The sequence below is a fragment of the Azotobacter chroococcum genome, assembly GCF_004339665.1.
GTDB lineage: Bacteria > Pseudomonadota > Gammaproteobacteria > Pseudomonadales > Pseudomonadaceae > Azotobacter > Azotobacter chroococcum.
Genome location: NZ_SMMU01000018.1, coordinates 12,523 through 26,430, shown reverse-complemented (window position 1 = coordinate 26,430; position 13,908 = coordinate 12,523). Strand labels below are relative to the sequence as shown.

Below are 13,908 nucleotides of genomic sequence, written 5' to 3'. Positions count from 1 at the left end.
AGCCACCGGGCAGGCCGGGCAGCACTGCGCTGGCGGCTTGCCTCCGGTCGCGTGCAGCCGCCGCAATCACAGTACTGCCTTGGGATAGGAGCCGAGCACCTTGAGCGCCACGGCCTCCTGGCTGAGCCGCTCCAGCACGCTCTTGACCAGCGGGTCGTGGCGGTGGCCGACGAAGTCGATGAAGAACACGTAGGTCCATTTGCCGCTGCGCGACGGACGGGTCTCGATGCGGGTCAGGTCGATGCCGTTCTCGTGGAAGGGCACCAGGAGTTCGTGCAGAGCCCCGGGCTTGTTGCTCATCGAGACGATGATTGAGGTCTTGTCATCGCCGGTCGGCGGCACTTCCTGGTTGCCGATGATGAGAAAGCGTGTGGAGTTGTCCGGACGGTCCTCGATCTTCTCAGCGAGCCTGCTCAGGCCATAGAGCTGGGCCGCCATGTCGCCGGCGATGGCCGCCGAATTCCACTCGCTCTTCACCCGCCGGGCGGCGTCGGCATTGCTGGCCACCGCCACGCGCTCGACGTTCGGGTAGTGCGCATCCAGCCACTTGCGGCACTGGGCCAGCGACTGGGCATGGGAGTAGATGCGGGTGATGCCGTCGGTCCGGGTATTCTCGCCGACCAGCAGATGATGATGGATGCGCAGCTCCACCTCGCCGCAGATCACCAGATCGTGCTCGAGGAAGCTGTCCAGGGTGTGGTTGACCGCGCCCTCGGTGGAGTTTTCCACCGGCACCACGCCGAAGTTGACCGCCCCGGCGACCACCTCGCGGAACACCTCGTCGATCGCCGCCATCGGCGTGCTGATCACCGCGTGGCCGAAGTGCTTGAGTGCGGCAGCCTGGGTGAAGGTGCCTTCCGGGCCGAGGTAGGCAACCTTGAGCGGATGCTCGAGGGCCAGGCAGGACGACATGATCTCGCGGAACAGCCGGGCGACCTCCTCGTTGCCCAGCGGCCCCTTGTTGATCTCCATGATGTGCCTGAGCACCCAGGCCTCGCGCTCGGGCCGGTAGAACACCGCCGCCTCGCCGGGCTTGAGCGCCGTCATCTTCACCCGCGCCACTTCTTCGGCGCAGCGCGCGCGCTCGCTGATCAGCTCGAGGATCTTCTCGTCGAGGTTGTCGATGCGCACGCGCAGGGCCTTGAGCTGATCCTGATCGCCCATCAGCCGTGCTCCTTCTCGAATTCGGCCATGTAGGCTACCAGGGCCTCGACCGCGCCCAGGCCGAGCGCGTTGTAGATCGAGGCGCGCATGCCGCCGACCGAGCGATGCCCCTTGAGGTTGAGCAGGCCGCGCGCCTCGGCGCCGGCAAGGAAGGCCTTGTCCAGCTTCTCATCGGCCAGGCGGAACGGCACGTTCATCCAGGAACGGGCGTTGGCGGAAATCGGGTTGGTGTAGAACGCGCTGGAGTCGATGAAGCCGTAGAGCAGATCCTTCTTGGCACGGTTGCACTGCGCCATGGCCTCGATGCCGCCCTGCTCCTTCAGCCACTCGAAGACCAGCCCGGACAGGTACCAGGAAAAGGTCGCCGGGGTGTTGTACATGGAGCCGTTGTCGGCCGCGACCTTGTAGTCGAGCATGGTCGGACAGGCGCTGCGGGCGCGGCCGAGCAGATCCTCGCGGACGATCACCACCACCAGGCCGCTGGGGCCGATGTTCTTCTGCGCGCCGGCGTAGATCAGCCCGAACTGCGACACGTCGATCGGCCGGGAGAGGATGTCCGAGGACATGTCCACCACCAGTGGCACGTCGCCGAGCTCCGGCACCCAGTCGAACTGCAGGCCGCCGATGGTCTCGTTGCTGGCGTAGTGCAGGTAGGCGGCGTTCTTCGACAGCCGCCACTCGTTCTGCCCGGGGATGGCGAAGTAGTCGTAGGCCTCGGCGCTGGCGGCGACGTTGACGGTGCCGAAGCGGCGGGCCTCCTCCATGGCCTTGCGCGACCAGATGCCGGTGTCGACGTAGTCGGCGACGCCGCCCTCGGGCAGCAGGTTCAGCGGGATCTCGGCGAACTGCTGGCTGGCACCGCCCTGCAGGAACAACACCTTGTAGTTCGAGGGGATCGCCAGCAGATCGCGCAGGTCCTGCTCGGCCTTCTCGGCGATGGCCACGTACTCGTCGCTGCGATGGCTCATCTCCATCACCGACAGGCCCTTGCCGTGCCAGTCGAGGAGTTCCGCCTGGGCGCGGAGCAGGACAGCTTCGGGAAGCGCGGCCGGGCCGGCGCAGAAGTTATAGGCGCGTTTGCTCACGTCGTTCTCTCTCAAGCACTACAGGTTGTTGATCGTTCCCACGCTCTGTACGGAAGCGCCGCCCTCGGAGCTTCCGGTCGCCGGGGCAGGCCGCCCCGGCTCAATCCTCGCCGTCGCCCGCCGCGGCCTCGACCTCCGCCGCCTGCTCGTCGAGCGCCACATCACCCTCTTCCGGCCCCTCCTCCCCGGAGGGCTCCTGAACACGCTCCAGGCCCACCAGTTGCTCGCCGTTGGCCAGCTTGATCAGGGTCACGCCCTGGGTGTTGCGCGACAGCGAGGAGACCTCGTCGACCCGGGTGCGCACCAGGGTGCCCTGGTCGGAGATCAGCATGATCTCCTCGCCGTCCTGCACCTGGATGGCGCCGACCAGCCTGCCGTTGCGCTCGTTGGTGACCATGGCGATCACCCCCTGGCCGCCGCGTCCACGGCGCGGGTAGTCGGCCAGCGGAGTGCGCTTGCCGTAACCACGCTCGGAAGCGGTGAGGATCTGCGCGCCGCGCTCGGGGATCAGCATGGAAATCAGCTGCTGGCCCTCGCCCAGCCTCATGCCGCGCACGCCGCGGGCGTTGCGGCCCATGGTGCGCACGTCGCGCTCGCGGAAACGGATCACCTTGCCGGCGTCGGAGAACAGCATGACCTCCTTGGCGCCGTTGGTGATGGCAGCGGCGATCAGGGTGTCGCCCTCGACCAGATCCAGGGCGATCAGGCCGGCCTTGCGCGGGCGGCTGAACTGCACCAGCGGCACCTTCTTCACCGTGCCGAAGGCGGTGGCCATGAAGATGTAGGCACCGGTCGGCTCGTCGTTCAGCTCGGCGGTCTGGCCCTCGACTTCCTCGCCGGCTTCGGCCTCGACCACTTCCCCCTCGATCACCGGGCTCTCGCCGTCTTCCAGCTCCTCGTCGGCAGCGCTCTGCTGCAGCGCCTCCAGATCGACCTGCAGCATGGCGGTGATCCGCTCGCCCTCGCCCAGCGGCAGCAGGTTGACCAGCGGGCGGCCGCGCGCGGTGCGCGAGGCCTCGGGAATCTCGAAGGTGCGCAGCCAGTAGACCTTGCCCTTGCTGGAGAACAGCAGGAGGGTGGTATGGCTGTTGGCTACCAGGAGGTGCTCGATATAGTCCTCCTCCTTCACCCCGGAGGCCGCCTTGCCCCGGCCGCCACGGCGCTGCGCCTGGTAGGGGGCCAGCGGCTGGGTCTTCGCATAGCCGCCGTGGGAGATGGTCACCACCCGCTCTTCCTCGGTGATCAGGTCGGCGATGGTCAGGTCGACCTGGGAGGCGACGATCTCGGTGCGCCGCACGTCGCCGAACTCGGCCCTGACCTTCTCCAGCTCCTCGCGGATGACTTCCAGCAGCCGCTCGGGACTGGTCAGGATGCGGATCAGCTCGCCGATCTGGGCGAGGATCTCCTGGTACTCGGCGAGCAGCTTCTCATGCTCCAGGCCGGTCAGGCGGTGCAGGCGCAGATCCAGAATGGCCTGGGCCTGCTCCGGCGACAGGTAGTACTTGCCGGCGCGCAGGCCGTACTGCGGATCGAGGTCCGCCGGACGGCAGGCGTCGGCGCCGGCCCGCTCGACCATCGCCTCAACGGCGCTGGACTCCCAGCCGGTGGCGACCAGTCGCTCCTTGGCCTCGGCCGGGGTCGGCGAGCGCTTGATCAGCTCGATCACCGGATCGATGTTGGACAGCGCGACCGCCTGGCCCTCGAGGATGTGGCCGCGCTCGCGAGCCTTGCGCAGCTCGTAGACGGTGCGCCGGGTCACCACCTCGCGGCGGTGGCGGACGAACACCTCGAGCATGTCCTTGAGGTTCAGGGTGCGCGGCTGGCCGTCGACCAGCGCCACCACGTTGATGCCGAACACGCTCTGCAGCTGAGTCTGGGCGTAGAGGTTGTTGAGCACCACCTCGGGCACCTCGCCGCGGCGCAGCTCGATGACCACGCGCATGCCGTCCTTGTCGGACTCGTCGCGCAGCTCGGTGATGCCCTCGATCTTCTTCTCTTTCACCAGCTCGGCGATCTTCTCGATCAGCCGTGCCTTGTTCAGCTGGTAGGGCAGCTCGGTGATGACGATCTGCTGGCGGCCGCCGACCTTGTCGATGTCCTCGATGTCGGCGCGGGCGCGGATGTAGATACGCCCCCTACCCGTCCGATACGCCTCGATGATCCCGGCACGGCCGTTGATGATCCCTGCGGTGGGAAAGTCCGGACCGGGGATGTACTGCATCAGTTCGTCGACGGTCAGCTCGGGGTTGTCGATCAGCGCCAGACAGCCGTCGATCACCTCGGAAAGGTTGTGCGGCGGGATGTTGGTGGCCATGCCCACGGCGATGCCGCTGGAGCCGTTGACCAGCAGGTTGGGGATCCTGGTCGGCATGACCGCCGGAATCTGCTCGGTGCCGTCGTAGTTGGGCACCCAGTCGACGGTTTCCTTGTCCAGGTCGGCGAGCAGCTCGTGGGCCAGCCTGGCCATGCGCACTTCGGTGTAACGCATGGCGGCGGCGTTGTCGCCGTCCACCGAGCCGAAGTTGCCCTGGCCGTCGACCAGCATGTAGCGCAGGGAGAACGGCTGAGCCATGCGCACGATGGTGTCGTATACCGCGGTGTCGCCATGCGGGTGGTACTTACCGATGACATCGCCGACCACGCGGGCAGATTTCTTGTACGGCTTGTTCCAGTCGTTGCCCAGCTCGCTCATCGCGAACAGCACGCGCCGGTGTACAGGCTTCAGGCCGTCGCGCGCATCCGGCAGGGCCCGCCCGACGATCACGCTCATCGCGTAGTCGAGGTAAGACTGTTTCAGCTCGTCTTCGATATTGACCGGGAGGATTTCTTTGGCCAGTTCGCCCATGGAAGCCGGGTTCCTTTTACGTCAGCAATGTCCTGCGTTTAAGCGCGGAATGGTAACACAGGGGAGGGGTCGCAGGCTGCACGCCATGCGCGGCAGACGGAAGCCGGAACGCCGCAGCGGGCGTCCGCCTGCCGCCGGCACTCAGTGCAGCCGCTTGCGGCTCATGAGCTCGGCCATCTTGGCCGCGTTCGGCCGCTCGACCACGCCCCGCTCGGTGACGATGGCGTCGATCAGATCGGCCGGGGTGACGTCGAATACCGGATTGACCGCCTCCACCGCGGCGGCCACGCGCTTGCCGCCGACCTCCAGCAGCTCGCGCCCGTCGCGCTCCTCGATGGGAATCTCCTCGCCACCCTGCAGCGACATGTCGATGGTCGAACTGGGCGCCACCACCATGAAGCGCACGCCGTGGTGCATGGCCACCACCGCCAGCTGGTAGGTACCGATCTTGTTGGCCACATCGCCCTCGGCGGTGATCCGGTCGGCACCGACGATCACCCAGGTGATGCCCCTGGTCTTCATCAGATGGGCCGCCGCGCCGTCCACGTTCAGACTCACCGGCACGCCCTCCTCGGCCAGTTCCCAGGCGGTCAGGCGCGAACCCTGCAGCCAGGGCCGGGTCTCGTCGGCATAGACCCGCTCGACCAGTCCATCCAGATGGGCCGCACGGATCACGCCGAGGGCGGTGCCGAAGCCGCCGGTGGCCAGAGCACCGGTATTGCAGTGGGTCAAGAGCGCCTGGGGTTTGCCGCTGTGCTTGCGGATCAGTTCGACGCCGAGCTGGGCCATGGTCAGGTTGGCCTCGCGATCGCTTTCATGGATGCCCACCGCCTCGGCCTCCAGCGCCGCCAGCACGTCCTCGCCCTCCTTCAGCCGCGCCAGGCGCTCGCGCATGCGGTCCAGCGCCCAGAACAGGTTGACCGCGGTCGGCCGCGACTCGGCCAGCACCCGGAAATCCTCCTCCAAGGCCGCGCGCCAGTCGCCGCCAGCCGCCAGCCGCTGGCGCGCGCCCAGCACCACGCCGTAGGCGGCGCTGATGCCGATCGCCGGCGCGCCGCGCACCACCATGTCGCGGATCGCCCCGGCCACCCCGACCGCGGAATCGTAGGTGCGCCAGGTTTCCTCCAGCGGCAGCAGGCGCTGGTCGAGCAGATGCAAAGTGCCGTCCCGCCATTCGATGGCCTTGATTTTCTCCGCAGCCAGCAATCGCTCGCGCATGGGACACCTCGCAGTTCAGGAAACGAAAAAGGTGCGGATTATAACGAGCGCCCCAAAACAGCGCTCGGGTATACTGCATCCTATTGAAATAACTGATTGAAGGACCCCTGCCATGCCTGACGCCACAGCCCCGCTCGACCTGCTGCTCCTGCCGACCTGGCTGGTGCCGGTCGAGCCCGCCGGCGTCGTGTTGCACGATCACGCACTGGGCATCCGCGACGGGCGCATCGCCCTGCTCGCGCCCCGCGACATCGCGCTGCGCCATGCCGCCCGGGAAGTCCGCGAGCTGCCCGGCATGCTGCTCGCCCCCAGCCTGGTGAACGCCCACGGCCATGCGGCGATGACCCTGTTCCGCGGCCTGGCCGACGACCTGCCGCTGATGACCTGGCTGGAAAAGCATATCTGGCCGGCCGAGGCCCGCTGGGTGAACGAGGACTTCGTCCGCGACGGCACCGAACTGGCCATCGCCGAACAGCTCAAGGGCGGCATCGGCTGCTTCTCGGACATGTACTTCCACCCGGAAATCGCCAGCGATCCCATCCATCAGAGCGGCATCCGCGCGCAGCTGTGCATCCCGGTGCTGGACTTTCCGACCCCCGGCGCCCGCGATGCCGGCGAGGCGCTGCGCAAGGGCGTCGCGCTGTTCGACGACCTCCGCCATCATCCGCGGATCCGCGTCGCCTTCGGTCCTCACGCGCCCTATTCGGTGAGCGACGAAACGCTGGAGAGCGTGCGCATACTCGCCGAGGAGCTGGATGCGGCGATCCACATGCACGTCCACGAGACCTCCCACGAGATCGCCCGGGCCATCGAGCGCGACGGCGTGCGCCCCTTGACCCGCCTGGCCCGTCGCGGCCTGCTCGGCCCGCGTTTCCAGGCGGTGCATGTGACCCAGCTCGACGACGAGGACCTGGCCCTGCTGGTGGAGAGCAACAGCAGCGTGATCCACTGCCCGGAGTCCAACCTCAAGCTGGCCAGCGGCTTCTGCCCGGTGGAGCGCCTCTGGCTGGCCGGCGTGAACGTGGCGATCGGCACCGATGGCGCGGCAAGCAACAACGACCTCGACCTGCTCGGCGAAACCCGCACCGCCGCCCTGCTGGCCAAGGCGGTCGCCGGCTCGGCCACCGCCCTGGACGCTCACCGCGCGCTGCGCATGGCCACCCTGAACGGCGCCAGCGCCCTCGGCCTCGACGCCGAGACCGGCTCCCTGGAGCCCGGCAAGTCTGCCGACCTGGTCGCCTTCGACCTCTCCGGACTGGCCCAGCAGCCAATCTACGATCCGGTGTCGCAACTGATCTACGCCAGCGGCCGGGACTGCGTGCGGCACCTCTGGGTCGGCGGCCGGCAGCTGCTCGAGGATGGCCGCCTGACCCGCCTGGACGAGGAGCGACTGAAGGACAAGGCCCGCGAATGGGGTCGGCGCATCAGCGCCGCGGACAGCGCCCGCTGACCCCGCCCGCGACAAACCGACACTGGGCACGCACTCCATGTCTCCGGCAAAGCTGGCACAGTGTTACCGCCCGACAACCACGGAATAACTGATGAGCAACGTCGACCACGCCGAAATCGCCAAATTCGAAGCCCTGGCTCACCGCTGGTGGGACCGCGAGAGCGAGTTCAAGCCGCTGCACGAGATCAATCCGCTGCGGGTCAACTGGATCGAGGAGCACGTCCGCCTGGCCGGCAAGAAGGTGCTCGACGTCGGTTGCGGCGGCGGCATCCTCAGCGAGGCCATGGCCCTGCGCGGCGCCACGGTGACCGCCATCGACATGGGCGAGGCGCCGCTCGCCGTGGCCCGCCTGCACCAGCTGGAGTCCGGCGTCGAGGTGGATTACCGGCAGAGCACCGTCGAGGCGCTGGCGGCGGAGATGCCCGGCCAGTTCGACGTGGTCACCTGCCTGGAGATGCTCGAGCACGTGCCCGATCCGGCCTCGGTGATCCATGCCTGCCACACCCTGGTCAAGCCCGGCGGCCAGGTGTTCTTCTCGACCATCAACCGCAATCCCAAGGCCTACCTGCTGGCGATCGTCGGCGCCGAGTACCTGCTCAAGCTGCTGCCACGCGGCACCCACGACTTCAAGAAATTCATCCGCCCCTCCGAACTGGGCGCCTGGTGCCGCGCCAGCGGCCTGGCGGTCGAGGACATCGTCGGCCTGACCTACAACCCGCTGACCCGCCACTACAAGCTGGGCACGGACGTCGACGTCAACTACATGATCCAGACCCTGCGCGAGGAATGAACCTGCAATGACTCTACGAGCGGTCCTCTTCGACATGGACGGCACCCTGCTCGACACGGCGCCGGACTTCATCGCCATCATCCAGGCCATGCGCGCCGACCGCGGCCTGCCGCCGGCCGACGAGCGCGCCATCCGCCACGTCGTCTCCGGCGGCGCCCGGGCGATGATCATGGCGGCCTTCGCTCTGGACCCGTCCGCCGCCGAATTCGAGCCCCTGCGCCTGGAGTTCCTCGAACGCTATCAGGAGCACTGCGCGGTGTTCACCCGCCCCTATCCGGGCATGGAGGAGCTGCTGGCCGACATCGAGCGGGCCCGGCTGCTGTGGGGCGTGGTGACCAACAAGCCGCTGCGCTTCGCCGAGCCGATCATGCAGCGCCTGGGACTGGCCGAACGCTCGGCCCTGCTGATCTGTCCGGACCACGTAAAGAACAGCAAGCCCGACCCGGAGCCCATGATCCTCGCCTGCAGCCGGCTCGGCCTGGAGCCGGCCAGCGTCCTGTTCGTCGGCGACGACCTGCGCGACATCGAGTCGGGCCGCGCCGCCGGCACCCGCACCGCCGCGGTGCGCTACGGTTACATCCATCCGGACGACAACCCCGGCCACTGGGGCGCCGACGTGGTGGTGGACCATCCGCTCGACCTGCGCACGGTCCTCGATCGCGCGCTCTGCTCATGCTGAGCCGCCAGTCCGCAGGCTGCGCCGACCGCACGGCGAGGTAGCCCGCCCGCGGCACCGCGAGGGACCGCCCGGCAGGCTGCACCTCGCCAGTCCTCCACGAATCTGCCGTTCTCCATAGGAGATTCCCATGTTCCAATACACCGCCCGTCCCGACCTGCTGAAGGACCGCATCATCCTGGTCACCGGCGCCGGACGCGGCATCGGCGCGGCTGCCGCCAGGACCTTCGCCGCCCACGGCGCCACCGTGCTGCTGCTGGGCAAGACCGAAGAGCACCTCAACCGGGTCTACGACGAGATCGAGGCCGCCGGATATCCGCAGCCGGTGGTGATTCCCCTCAACCTGGAAACCGCCCTGCCGCACCAGTACGACGAACTGGCGGCGACCATCGAGCGCGAATTCGGCCACCTCGACGGCCTGCTTCACAACGCCTCGATCCTCGGCCCGCGCACGCCGCTGGAGCAGCTTTCCGGCGACCACTTCATGCGCGTCATGCAGATCAACGTGAACGCCGAGTTCATGCTCACCAGTACCCTGCTGCCGCTGCTCAAGCTCTCCGAGGACGCCTCGGTGCTGTTCACCTCCAGCAGCGTCGGCCGCAAGGGACGCGCCTACTGGGGCGCCTACGCAGTGTCGAAGTTCGCCACCGAGGGCCTGATGCAGGTGCTCGCCGACGAAGTCGAAGGCACCTGCGCGGTGCGCGCCAACAGCATCAACCCCGGCGGCACCCGCACCGACATGCGCGCCCAGGCCTACCCCGGGGAGAACCCCATGAGCCGGCCGGGGCCGGAAGAGATCATGCCGGTCTACCTGTACCTGATGGGACCGGACAGCAAGGGCGTCAACGGCCAGGCGTTCGACGCCCAGCAGACGTCGAACATGCCCTGATCCGTCGCGCGGCGTCCCTCAGGGACGCTTGCGGCCGAAGCCCGGACGCTGGCCCTCGCCGGCCGGCGGACTGCGGCGCTTGGTCGGCGCCGGTGCCGGCCTGGGCTTGCGCGCCGGCCGCTCGGCCAGCTCGACGGGCGGCCGCTCGCCGGACGGCTTGCCCGGACGCTTGCGAGCGGACTCGCCAGATGGACGCTCCCCGCCCGGATTCCCCGGGCGCTTGCGCGCGGGCTCGCTGGACGGGCGCTCTCCGGCCGGCCGGCCCGGCCGCTTGCGCGCCGATTCGGCCGGACGCTCGGCGACCGGCGTGCCGCGGCCGCGCGGTGCCTGCTCCTCCTTCGGCCGGCGCGGGGCGCGGCGCTCCTGTGCCTCTGCGCCCTCATGGGCCGGACGCAGCACCCGCTCGCGCGACCCGCTGCGGCCGACCGGCTTGGCCGACTTGCGCTGCAGGCGCTCGATCTTCTCGCGGAACTTCGGCTTCATTTCCGGCAGCGCCACCGGCTCCAGACCCACCTCGCTGCCGAGGACGTCCACCTCGCCCTGGGTCATCTCCCGCCAGCGGCCCACGGACAGGTCGGCGGTCATGAACACCGGACCGAAACGCACCCGCTTCAGCCGGCTCACCACCACCCCCTGCGACTCCCACAGGCGGCGCACCTCGCGGTTGCGGCCTTCCATCACCACGCAGTGGAACCAGCGGTTGAGGCCCTCGCCGCCAGGCGCCTCCTTGATGTCGGTGAAGCGTGCCGGACCGTCCTCCAGCATCACCCCGCGCTTGAGCGCTTCGAGCATTTCCTCGGTGACCTCGCCGCGCACGCGCACCGCATACTCGCGGTCCATTTCGTAGGAGGGATGCATCAGCCGGTTGGCCAGCTCGCCGTCGGTGGTGAACAGCAGCAGGCCGGTGGTGTTGATGTCGAGCCGGCCGATGTTGATCCAGCGGCCGTCCTTCAGGCGCGGCAGGCGGTCGAACACGGTCGGCCGGCCTTCCGGGTCGTTGCGGGTGCAGATCTCGCCCTCGGGCTTGTTGTAGATCAGCACGCGGCGCACCGCTTCGGCGGCTTCCTCGCGCCTGAGCAGACGACCGTCGAGGGCGATGGCGTCGTTGCGGCCGACGCGCTGGCCGAGCGTGGCGACCACCCCGTTGACCAGCACCCGGCCCTCGGTGATCCGCGTCTCGACCTCGCGCCGGGAGCCGAGGCCCATGCGCGCCAGCACCTTCTGCAGCTTCTCGCCCTGGGCGGCAGGCAGGGAATTCTCTTTATGTTCGCTCATCTGGGCACCTCCCGGTGTATCGGTTCCGCTTGAATGGGGGCGCGCATCATACGCGCATCGCCGGCGGGGCGCATCCGCCCGCCGGACTCAGTCGAGCAGGGCCACGGCCTCGGCGGCCAGACGCTCGATGGTCGCCCAATCGCCGCGCGCCATGGCCTCGCCGTCGAGCATCCAGGAGCCGCCCACGCACATCACGTTGGGCTGCGCCATGTACTCCCGGAGGTTGCCCGGCCGGATGCCGCCGGTGGGGCAGAAACGGATGCCGGGAAAGGGCGCGAAGAAGGCCTGCAGCGCCGCCACGCCGCCGCAGACCTCCGCCGGGAACAGCTTGAAGCGCCGGTAGCCCAGGCTGTGGCCGAGCATCAGGTCGGAGGCGCTGCTGGCCCCGGGCAACAGCGGCAGCGGGCTTTCCAGGCCGGCCTGGAGCAGCTCCGCGGTGCAGCCGGGGCTGACCACGAACTGCGCCCCGGCGGCCTCGGCCTCGGCCAGCATCCGCGCATCGAGCACGGTGCCGACGCCGACGCACAGCTGCGGCCGCTCCCGGCGCAGGGTACGGATGGCCGTCAGCCCGTGCTCCGAGCGCAGGGTGATCTCCAGGGTGCGCAGGCCGCCGGCGGCCAGGGCATCGGCCAGCGGCAGGATGTGCGCCGCCTGGCGCACGGTGACCACCGGCAGGATCCGCGCCTGGGCGCAGAGAGTGTCGAGGCGGGCGATCTTCTCGGCCATCGGGACGGACATGCGACGCTCCTCGGCGCTCAGGGGCACCAGTAGACCTCGAGGGGAGAATGCAGGAAGGCGCGGATCGGCATCTGCAGGACATCCTCGCCGGCCAGCGCGGCGCGCAGGGTGGCCAGCTTGGCCCCGCCCTGGATCTGCAGCAGGGTCAGCCGGGCCGCGGCCAGCAGCGGCAGGCTCAGCGTCAGGCGCTGGTGCGGCACGCTCGGCGCCAGCATCGGCAGGCAGCGGCGCGGACAGCCGGGATCGAGCGCCGCGGCCAGGTTCGGGCTGCCGGGGAACAGCGACGCGGTGTGGCCGTCCTCGCCCATGCCCAGCACCAGCACGTCGATCGGCTGGGGCAGCCCGGCCAGCGCCGCGTCGGCCAGCTGCGCCGCCGCCTCCAGGGACGCGGCCGGCCGGTAGAGCCCGACAAACTGCGCCGGCGCCGCCTGGCCACGCAGCAGATGGCGCTCCACCAGACCGGCATTGCTGTCCGGATGGCCGAGCGGCACCCAGCGCTCGTCGGCCAGGCCGATCGTCACCCGCTGCCAGTCCAGCGCCTGCTCGGCCAGCCGCTCGAAGAAGGCGACCGGGCTGCGTCCGCCGGACACCACCAGGGTCGCCCGCCCCTGCGTGTCGATGGCCGCCCGCAGGGCGTCCGCCACCTGCCGGGCCATGGCCGCCGCCAACCCTTCGGCATCGGCCAGCTCATGGGTAGCTATTCCCGGGGGCAACCCAACTGCATGAATAGACATAGAAAATCCCCGTATCGGCCCTCTCGGTGAGCGCCCGTTGCACTGAATGTACTTTTTACCAGCTTAGAAAAGAAAATCCCCCCTTCAGCGGGAATTTCCCCGGACTCTGTTGTAATAAAACTACCAAGTCTTGTAAAACGCAGAAAAGCCCTCCAGATTAAGGACAGGGAAACGTCATGAGAAATTTCCTCGAACAGATCCAGGGGCGCCTCGACGATCTGAACAAGGCTGAGCGCAAGGTCGCCGAGGTCATTCTGCAGGACCCGCAACAGGTCATGGGTCTGAGCATCGCCGCCCTGGCCCAGGCGGCCGGCGTCAGCGAACCGACCGTCAACCGCTTCTGCCGCTCCCTCGACGCCAGTGGCTACCCGGCGCTGAAGATCCAGCTGGCGCAGAGCCTGGCCAGCGGCGCCGCCTATGTCAGCCAGGCGGTGGCGGCGGACGACGGTCCCGCCACCTACACGCGCAAGATCTTCGGCAGCACTATCGCCGCCCTCGACAACGCCTGCCAGGGACTCGACCCGCAGAGCGTCGACCGGGCCGTCGACCTGTTGATCCAGGCCCGGCAGATCCACTTCTTCGGCCTCGGCGCCTCCGCCTCGGTGGCCCTGGACGCGCAGTACAAGTTCTTCCGCTTCAATCTGGCCGTAGCGGCACAGAGCGACGTGCTGATGCAGCGCATGCTCGCCTCGGTGGCCCATACCGGCGACCTCTTCGTGATCATTTCCTACACCGGGCGCACCCGAGAGCTGGTCGAGGTGGCGCACCTGGCTCGCAGCAACGGCGCCTCGGTGCTCGGCCTGACCGCTGCCGGCTCGCCGCTGGCCAGGGCCTGCAGCCACAGCCTGGACGTTCCCCTACAGGAAAACACCGACATCTACATGCCGATGTCCTCGCGGATCATCCAGCTCACCGTGCTCGACGTGCTGGCCGCCGGCGTGACCCTGCGCCGCGGCACCGACTTCCAGACGCACCTGCGCAAGATCAAGGAAAGCCTGACGCAGACCCGCTACCCGACCGACGACGAAGTGACCGAGGAGTGAC

General features: G+C 68.7%; 12 protein-coding genes. 5 read left to right on the top strand and 7 right to left on the bottom strand.

The features are described from left to right. Positions 1 to 66: 66 nt before the first annotated feature. The 4 genes from pheA to mtnA form a co-directional block, all read right to left on the bottom strand. Positions 67 to 1,164 (bottom strand): prephenate dehydratase, encoded by a 1,098-nt coding sequence (gene pheA / locus EV691_RS14980; protein ID WP_131297659.1) that lies wholly within the window; start codon positions 1,162 to 1,164, stop codon positions 67 to 69. Further along, complete coding sequence (gene serC, locus EV691_RS14975) at positions 1,164 to 2,249, bottom strand: 3-phosphoserine/phosphohydroxythreonine transaminase (protein WP_131297658.1); 1,086 nt, start codon at positions 2,247 to 2,249, stop codon at positions 1,164 to 1,166. Before serC ends, pheA begins: the two co-directional genes overlap by 1 nt. 100 nt (positions 2,250 to 2,349) lie before the next feature. Beyond that, on the bottom strand, positions 2,350 to 5,094 hold the full coding sequence (gene gyrA, locus EV691_RS14970; RefSeq protein ID WP_131297657.1) for a DNA gyrase subunit A: 2,745 nt from the start codon (positions 5,092 to 5,094) through the stop codon (positions 2,350 to 2,352). A 141-nt stretch (positions 5,095 to 5,235) separates the two neighbouring features. After that, a complete protein-coding gene (gene mtnA / locus EV691_RS14965; RefSeq protein ID WP_131297656.1) occupies positions 5,236 to 6,312 on the bottom strand; it encodes an S-methyl-5-thioribose-1-phosphate isomerase in 1,077 nt (358 codons plus the stop codon). A 112-nt stretch (positions 6,313 to 6,424) separates the two neighbouring features. Here mtnA and EV691_RS14960 point away from each other — a divergent pair, with 112 nt between their 5' ends. The 4 genes from EV691_RS14960 (at position 6,425) to EV691_RS14945 (ending at position 10,117) form a co-directional block, all read left to right on the top strand. After that, a complete protein-coding gene (locus tag EV691_RS14960) occupies positions 6,425 to 7,762 on the top strand; it encodes a TRZ/ATZ family hydrolase (RefSeq protein ID WP_131297655.1) in 1,338 nt (445 codons plus the stop codon). 91 nt (positions 7,763 to 7,853) lie between these two features. Then, positions 7,854 to 8,552 carry a bifunctional 2-polyprenyl-6-hydroxyphenol methylase/3-demethylubiquinol 3-O-methyltransferase UbiG gene (gene ubiG / locus EV691_RS14955; protein WP_089167616.1) on the top strand — a complete coding sequence of 233 codons (699 nt, stop codon included), beginning with the start codon at positions 7,854 to 7,856 and terminating at the stop codon, positions 8,550 to 8,552. Positions 8,553 to 8,559: 7 nt separating this feature from the next. Continuing rightward, entirely contained in the window at positions 8,560 to 9,231 is a 672-nt protein-coding gene (gene mupP, locus EV691_RS14950) for an N-acetylmuramic acid 6-phosphate phosphatase MupP (protein WP_089167615.1), read from the top strand. Positions 9,232 to 9,358: 127 nt separating this feature from the next. Further along, positions 9,359 to 10,117 (top strand): YciK family oxidoreductase, encoded by a 759-nt coding sequence (locus tag EV691_RS14945; protein ID WP_131297654.1) that lies wholly within the window; start codon positions 9,359 to 9,361, stop codon positions 10,115 to 10,117. Positions 10,118 to 10,135: 18 nt separating this feature from the next. Here EV691_RS14945 and rluB read toward each other — a convergent pair whose 3' ends face one another. The 3 genes from rluB to pgl form a co-directional block, all read right to left on the bottom strand. Continuing rightward, on the bottom strand, positions 10,136 to 11,392 hold the full coding sequence (gene rluB / locus EV691_RS14940; protein WP_131297653.1) for a 23S rRNA pseudouridine(2605) synthase RluB: 1,257 nt from the start codon (positions 11,390 to 11,392) through the stop codon (positions 10,136 to 10,138). A gap of 87 nt (positions 11,393 to 11,479) precedes the next feature. After that, a complete protein-coding gene (locus tag EV691_RS14935) occupies positions 11,480 to 12,118 on the bottom strand; it encodes a bifunctional 4-hydroxy-2-oxoglutarate aldolase/2-dehydro-3-deoxy-phosphogluconate aldolase (protein WP_131253591.1) in 639 nt (212 codons plus the stop codon). Between the two features lie 29 nt (positions 12,119 to 12,147). Beyond that, positions 12,148 to 12,864, bottom strand: a complete 717-nt coding sequence (gene pgl / locus EV691_RS14930) for a 6-phosphogluconolactonase (RefSeq protein ID WP_131297652.1) — start codon at positions 12,862 to 12,864, stop codon at positions 12,148 to 12,150. Between the two features lie 176 nt (positions 12,865 to 13,040). Between pgl and EV691_RS14925 the strand changes: the two genes are divergently transcribed. Beyond that, the gene (locus EV691_RS14925; protein ID WP_131297651.1) at positions 13,041 to 13,907 is read left to right on the top strand and encodes a MurR/RpiR family transcriptional regulator; all 867 of its coding nucleotides are present in this window, start codon (positions 13,041 to 13,043) and stop codon (positions 13,905 to 13,907) included. Position 13,908: the final 1 nt, after the last annotated feature.

Bases quoted from the DNA above. Each gene is read 5' to 3' on its own strand.
- ubiG (WP_089167616.1), top strand. From the start codon at position 7,854: ATGAGCAACGTCGACCACGCCGAAATCGCCAAATTCGAAGCCCTGGCT.
- mupP (WP_089167615.1), top strand. From the start codon at position 8,560: ATGACTCTACGAGCGGTCCTCTTCGACATGGACGGCACCCTGCTCGAC.
- EV691_RS14935 (WP_131253591.1), bottom strand. From the start codon at position 12,118: ATGGCCGAGAAGATCGCCCGCCTCGACACTCTCTGCGCCCAGGCGCGG.
- pheA (WP_131297659.1), bottom strand. From the start codon at position 1,164: ATGGGCGATCAGGATCAGCTCAAGGCCCTGCGCGTGCGCATCGACAAC.
- pgl (WP_131297652.1), bottom strand. From the start codon at position 12,864: ATGTCTATTCATGCAGTTGGGTTGCCCCCGGGAATAGCTACCCATGAG.
- EV691_RS14925 (WP_131297651.1), top strand. From the start codon at position 13,041: ATGAGAAATTTCCTCGAACAGATCCAGGGGCGCCTCGACGATCTGAAC.
- EV691_RS14960 (WP_131297655.1), top strand. From the start codon at position 6,425: ATGCCTGACGCCACAGCCCCGCTCGACCTGCTGCTCCTGCCGACCTGG.
- EV691_RS14945 (WP_131297654.1), top strand. From the start codon at position 9,359: ATGTTCCAATACACCGCCCGTCCCGACCTGCTGAAGGACCGCATCATC.
- gyrA (WP_131297657.1), bottom strand. From the start codon at position 5,094: ATGGGCGAACTGGCCAAAGAAATCCTCCCGGTCAATATCGAAGACGAG.
- mtnA (WP_131297656.1), bottom strand. From the start codon at position 6,312: ATGCGCGAGCGATTGCTGGCTGCGGAGAAAATCAAGGCCATCGAATGG.
- rluB (WP_131297653.1), bottom strand. From the start codon at position 11,392: ATGAGCGAACATAAAGAGAATTCCCTGCCTGCCGCCCAGGGCGAGAAG.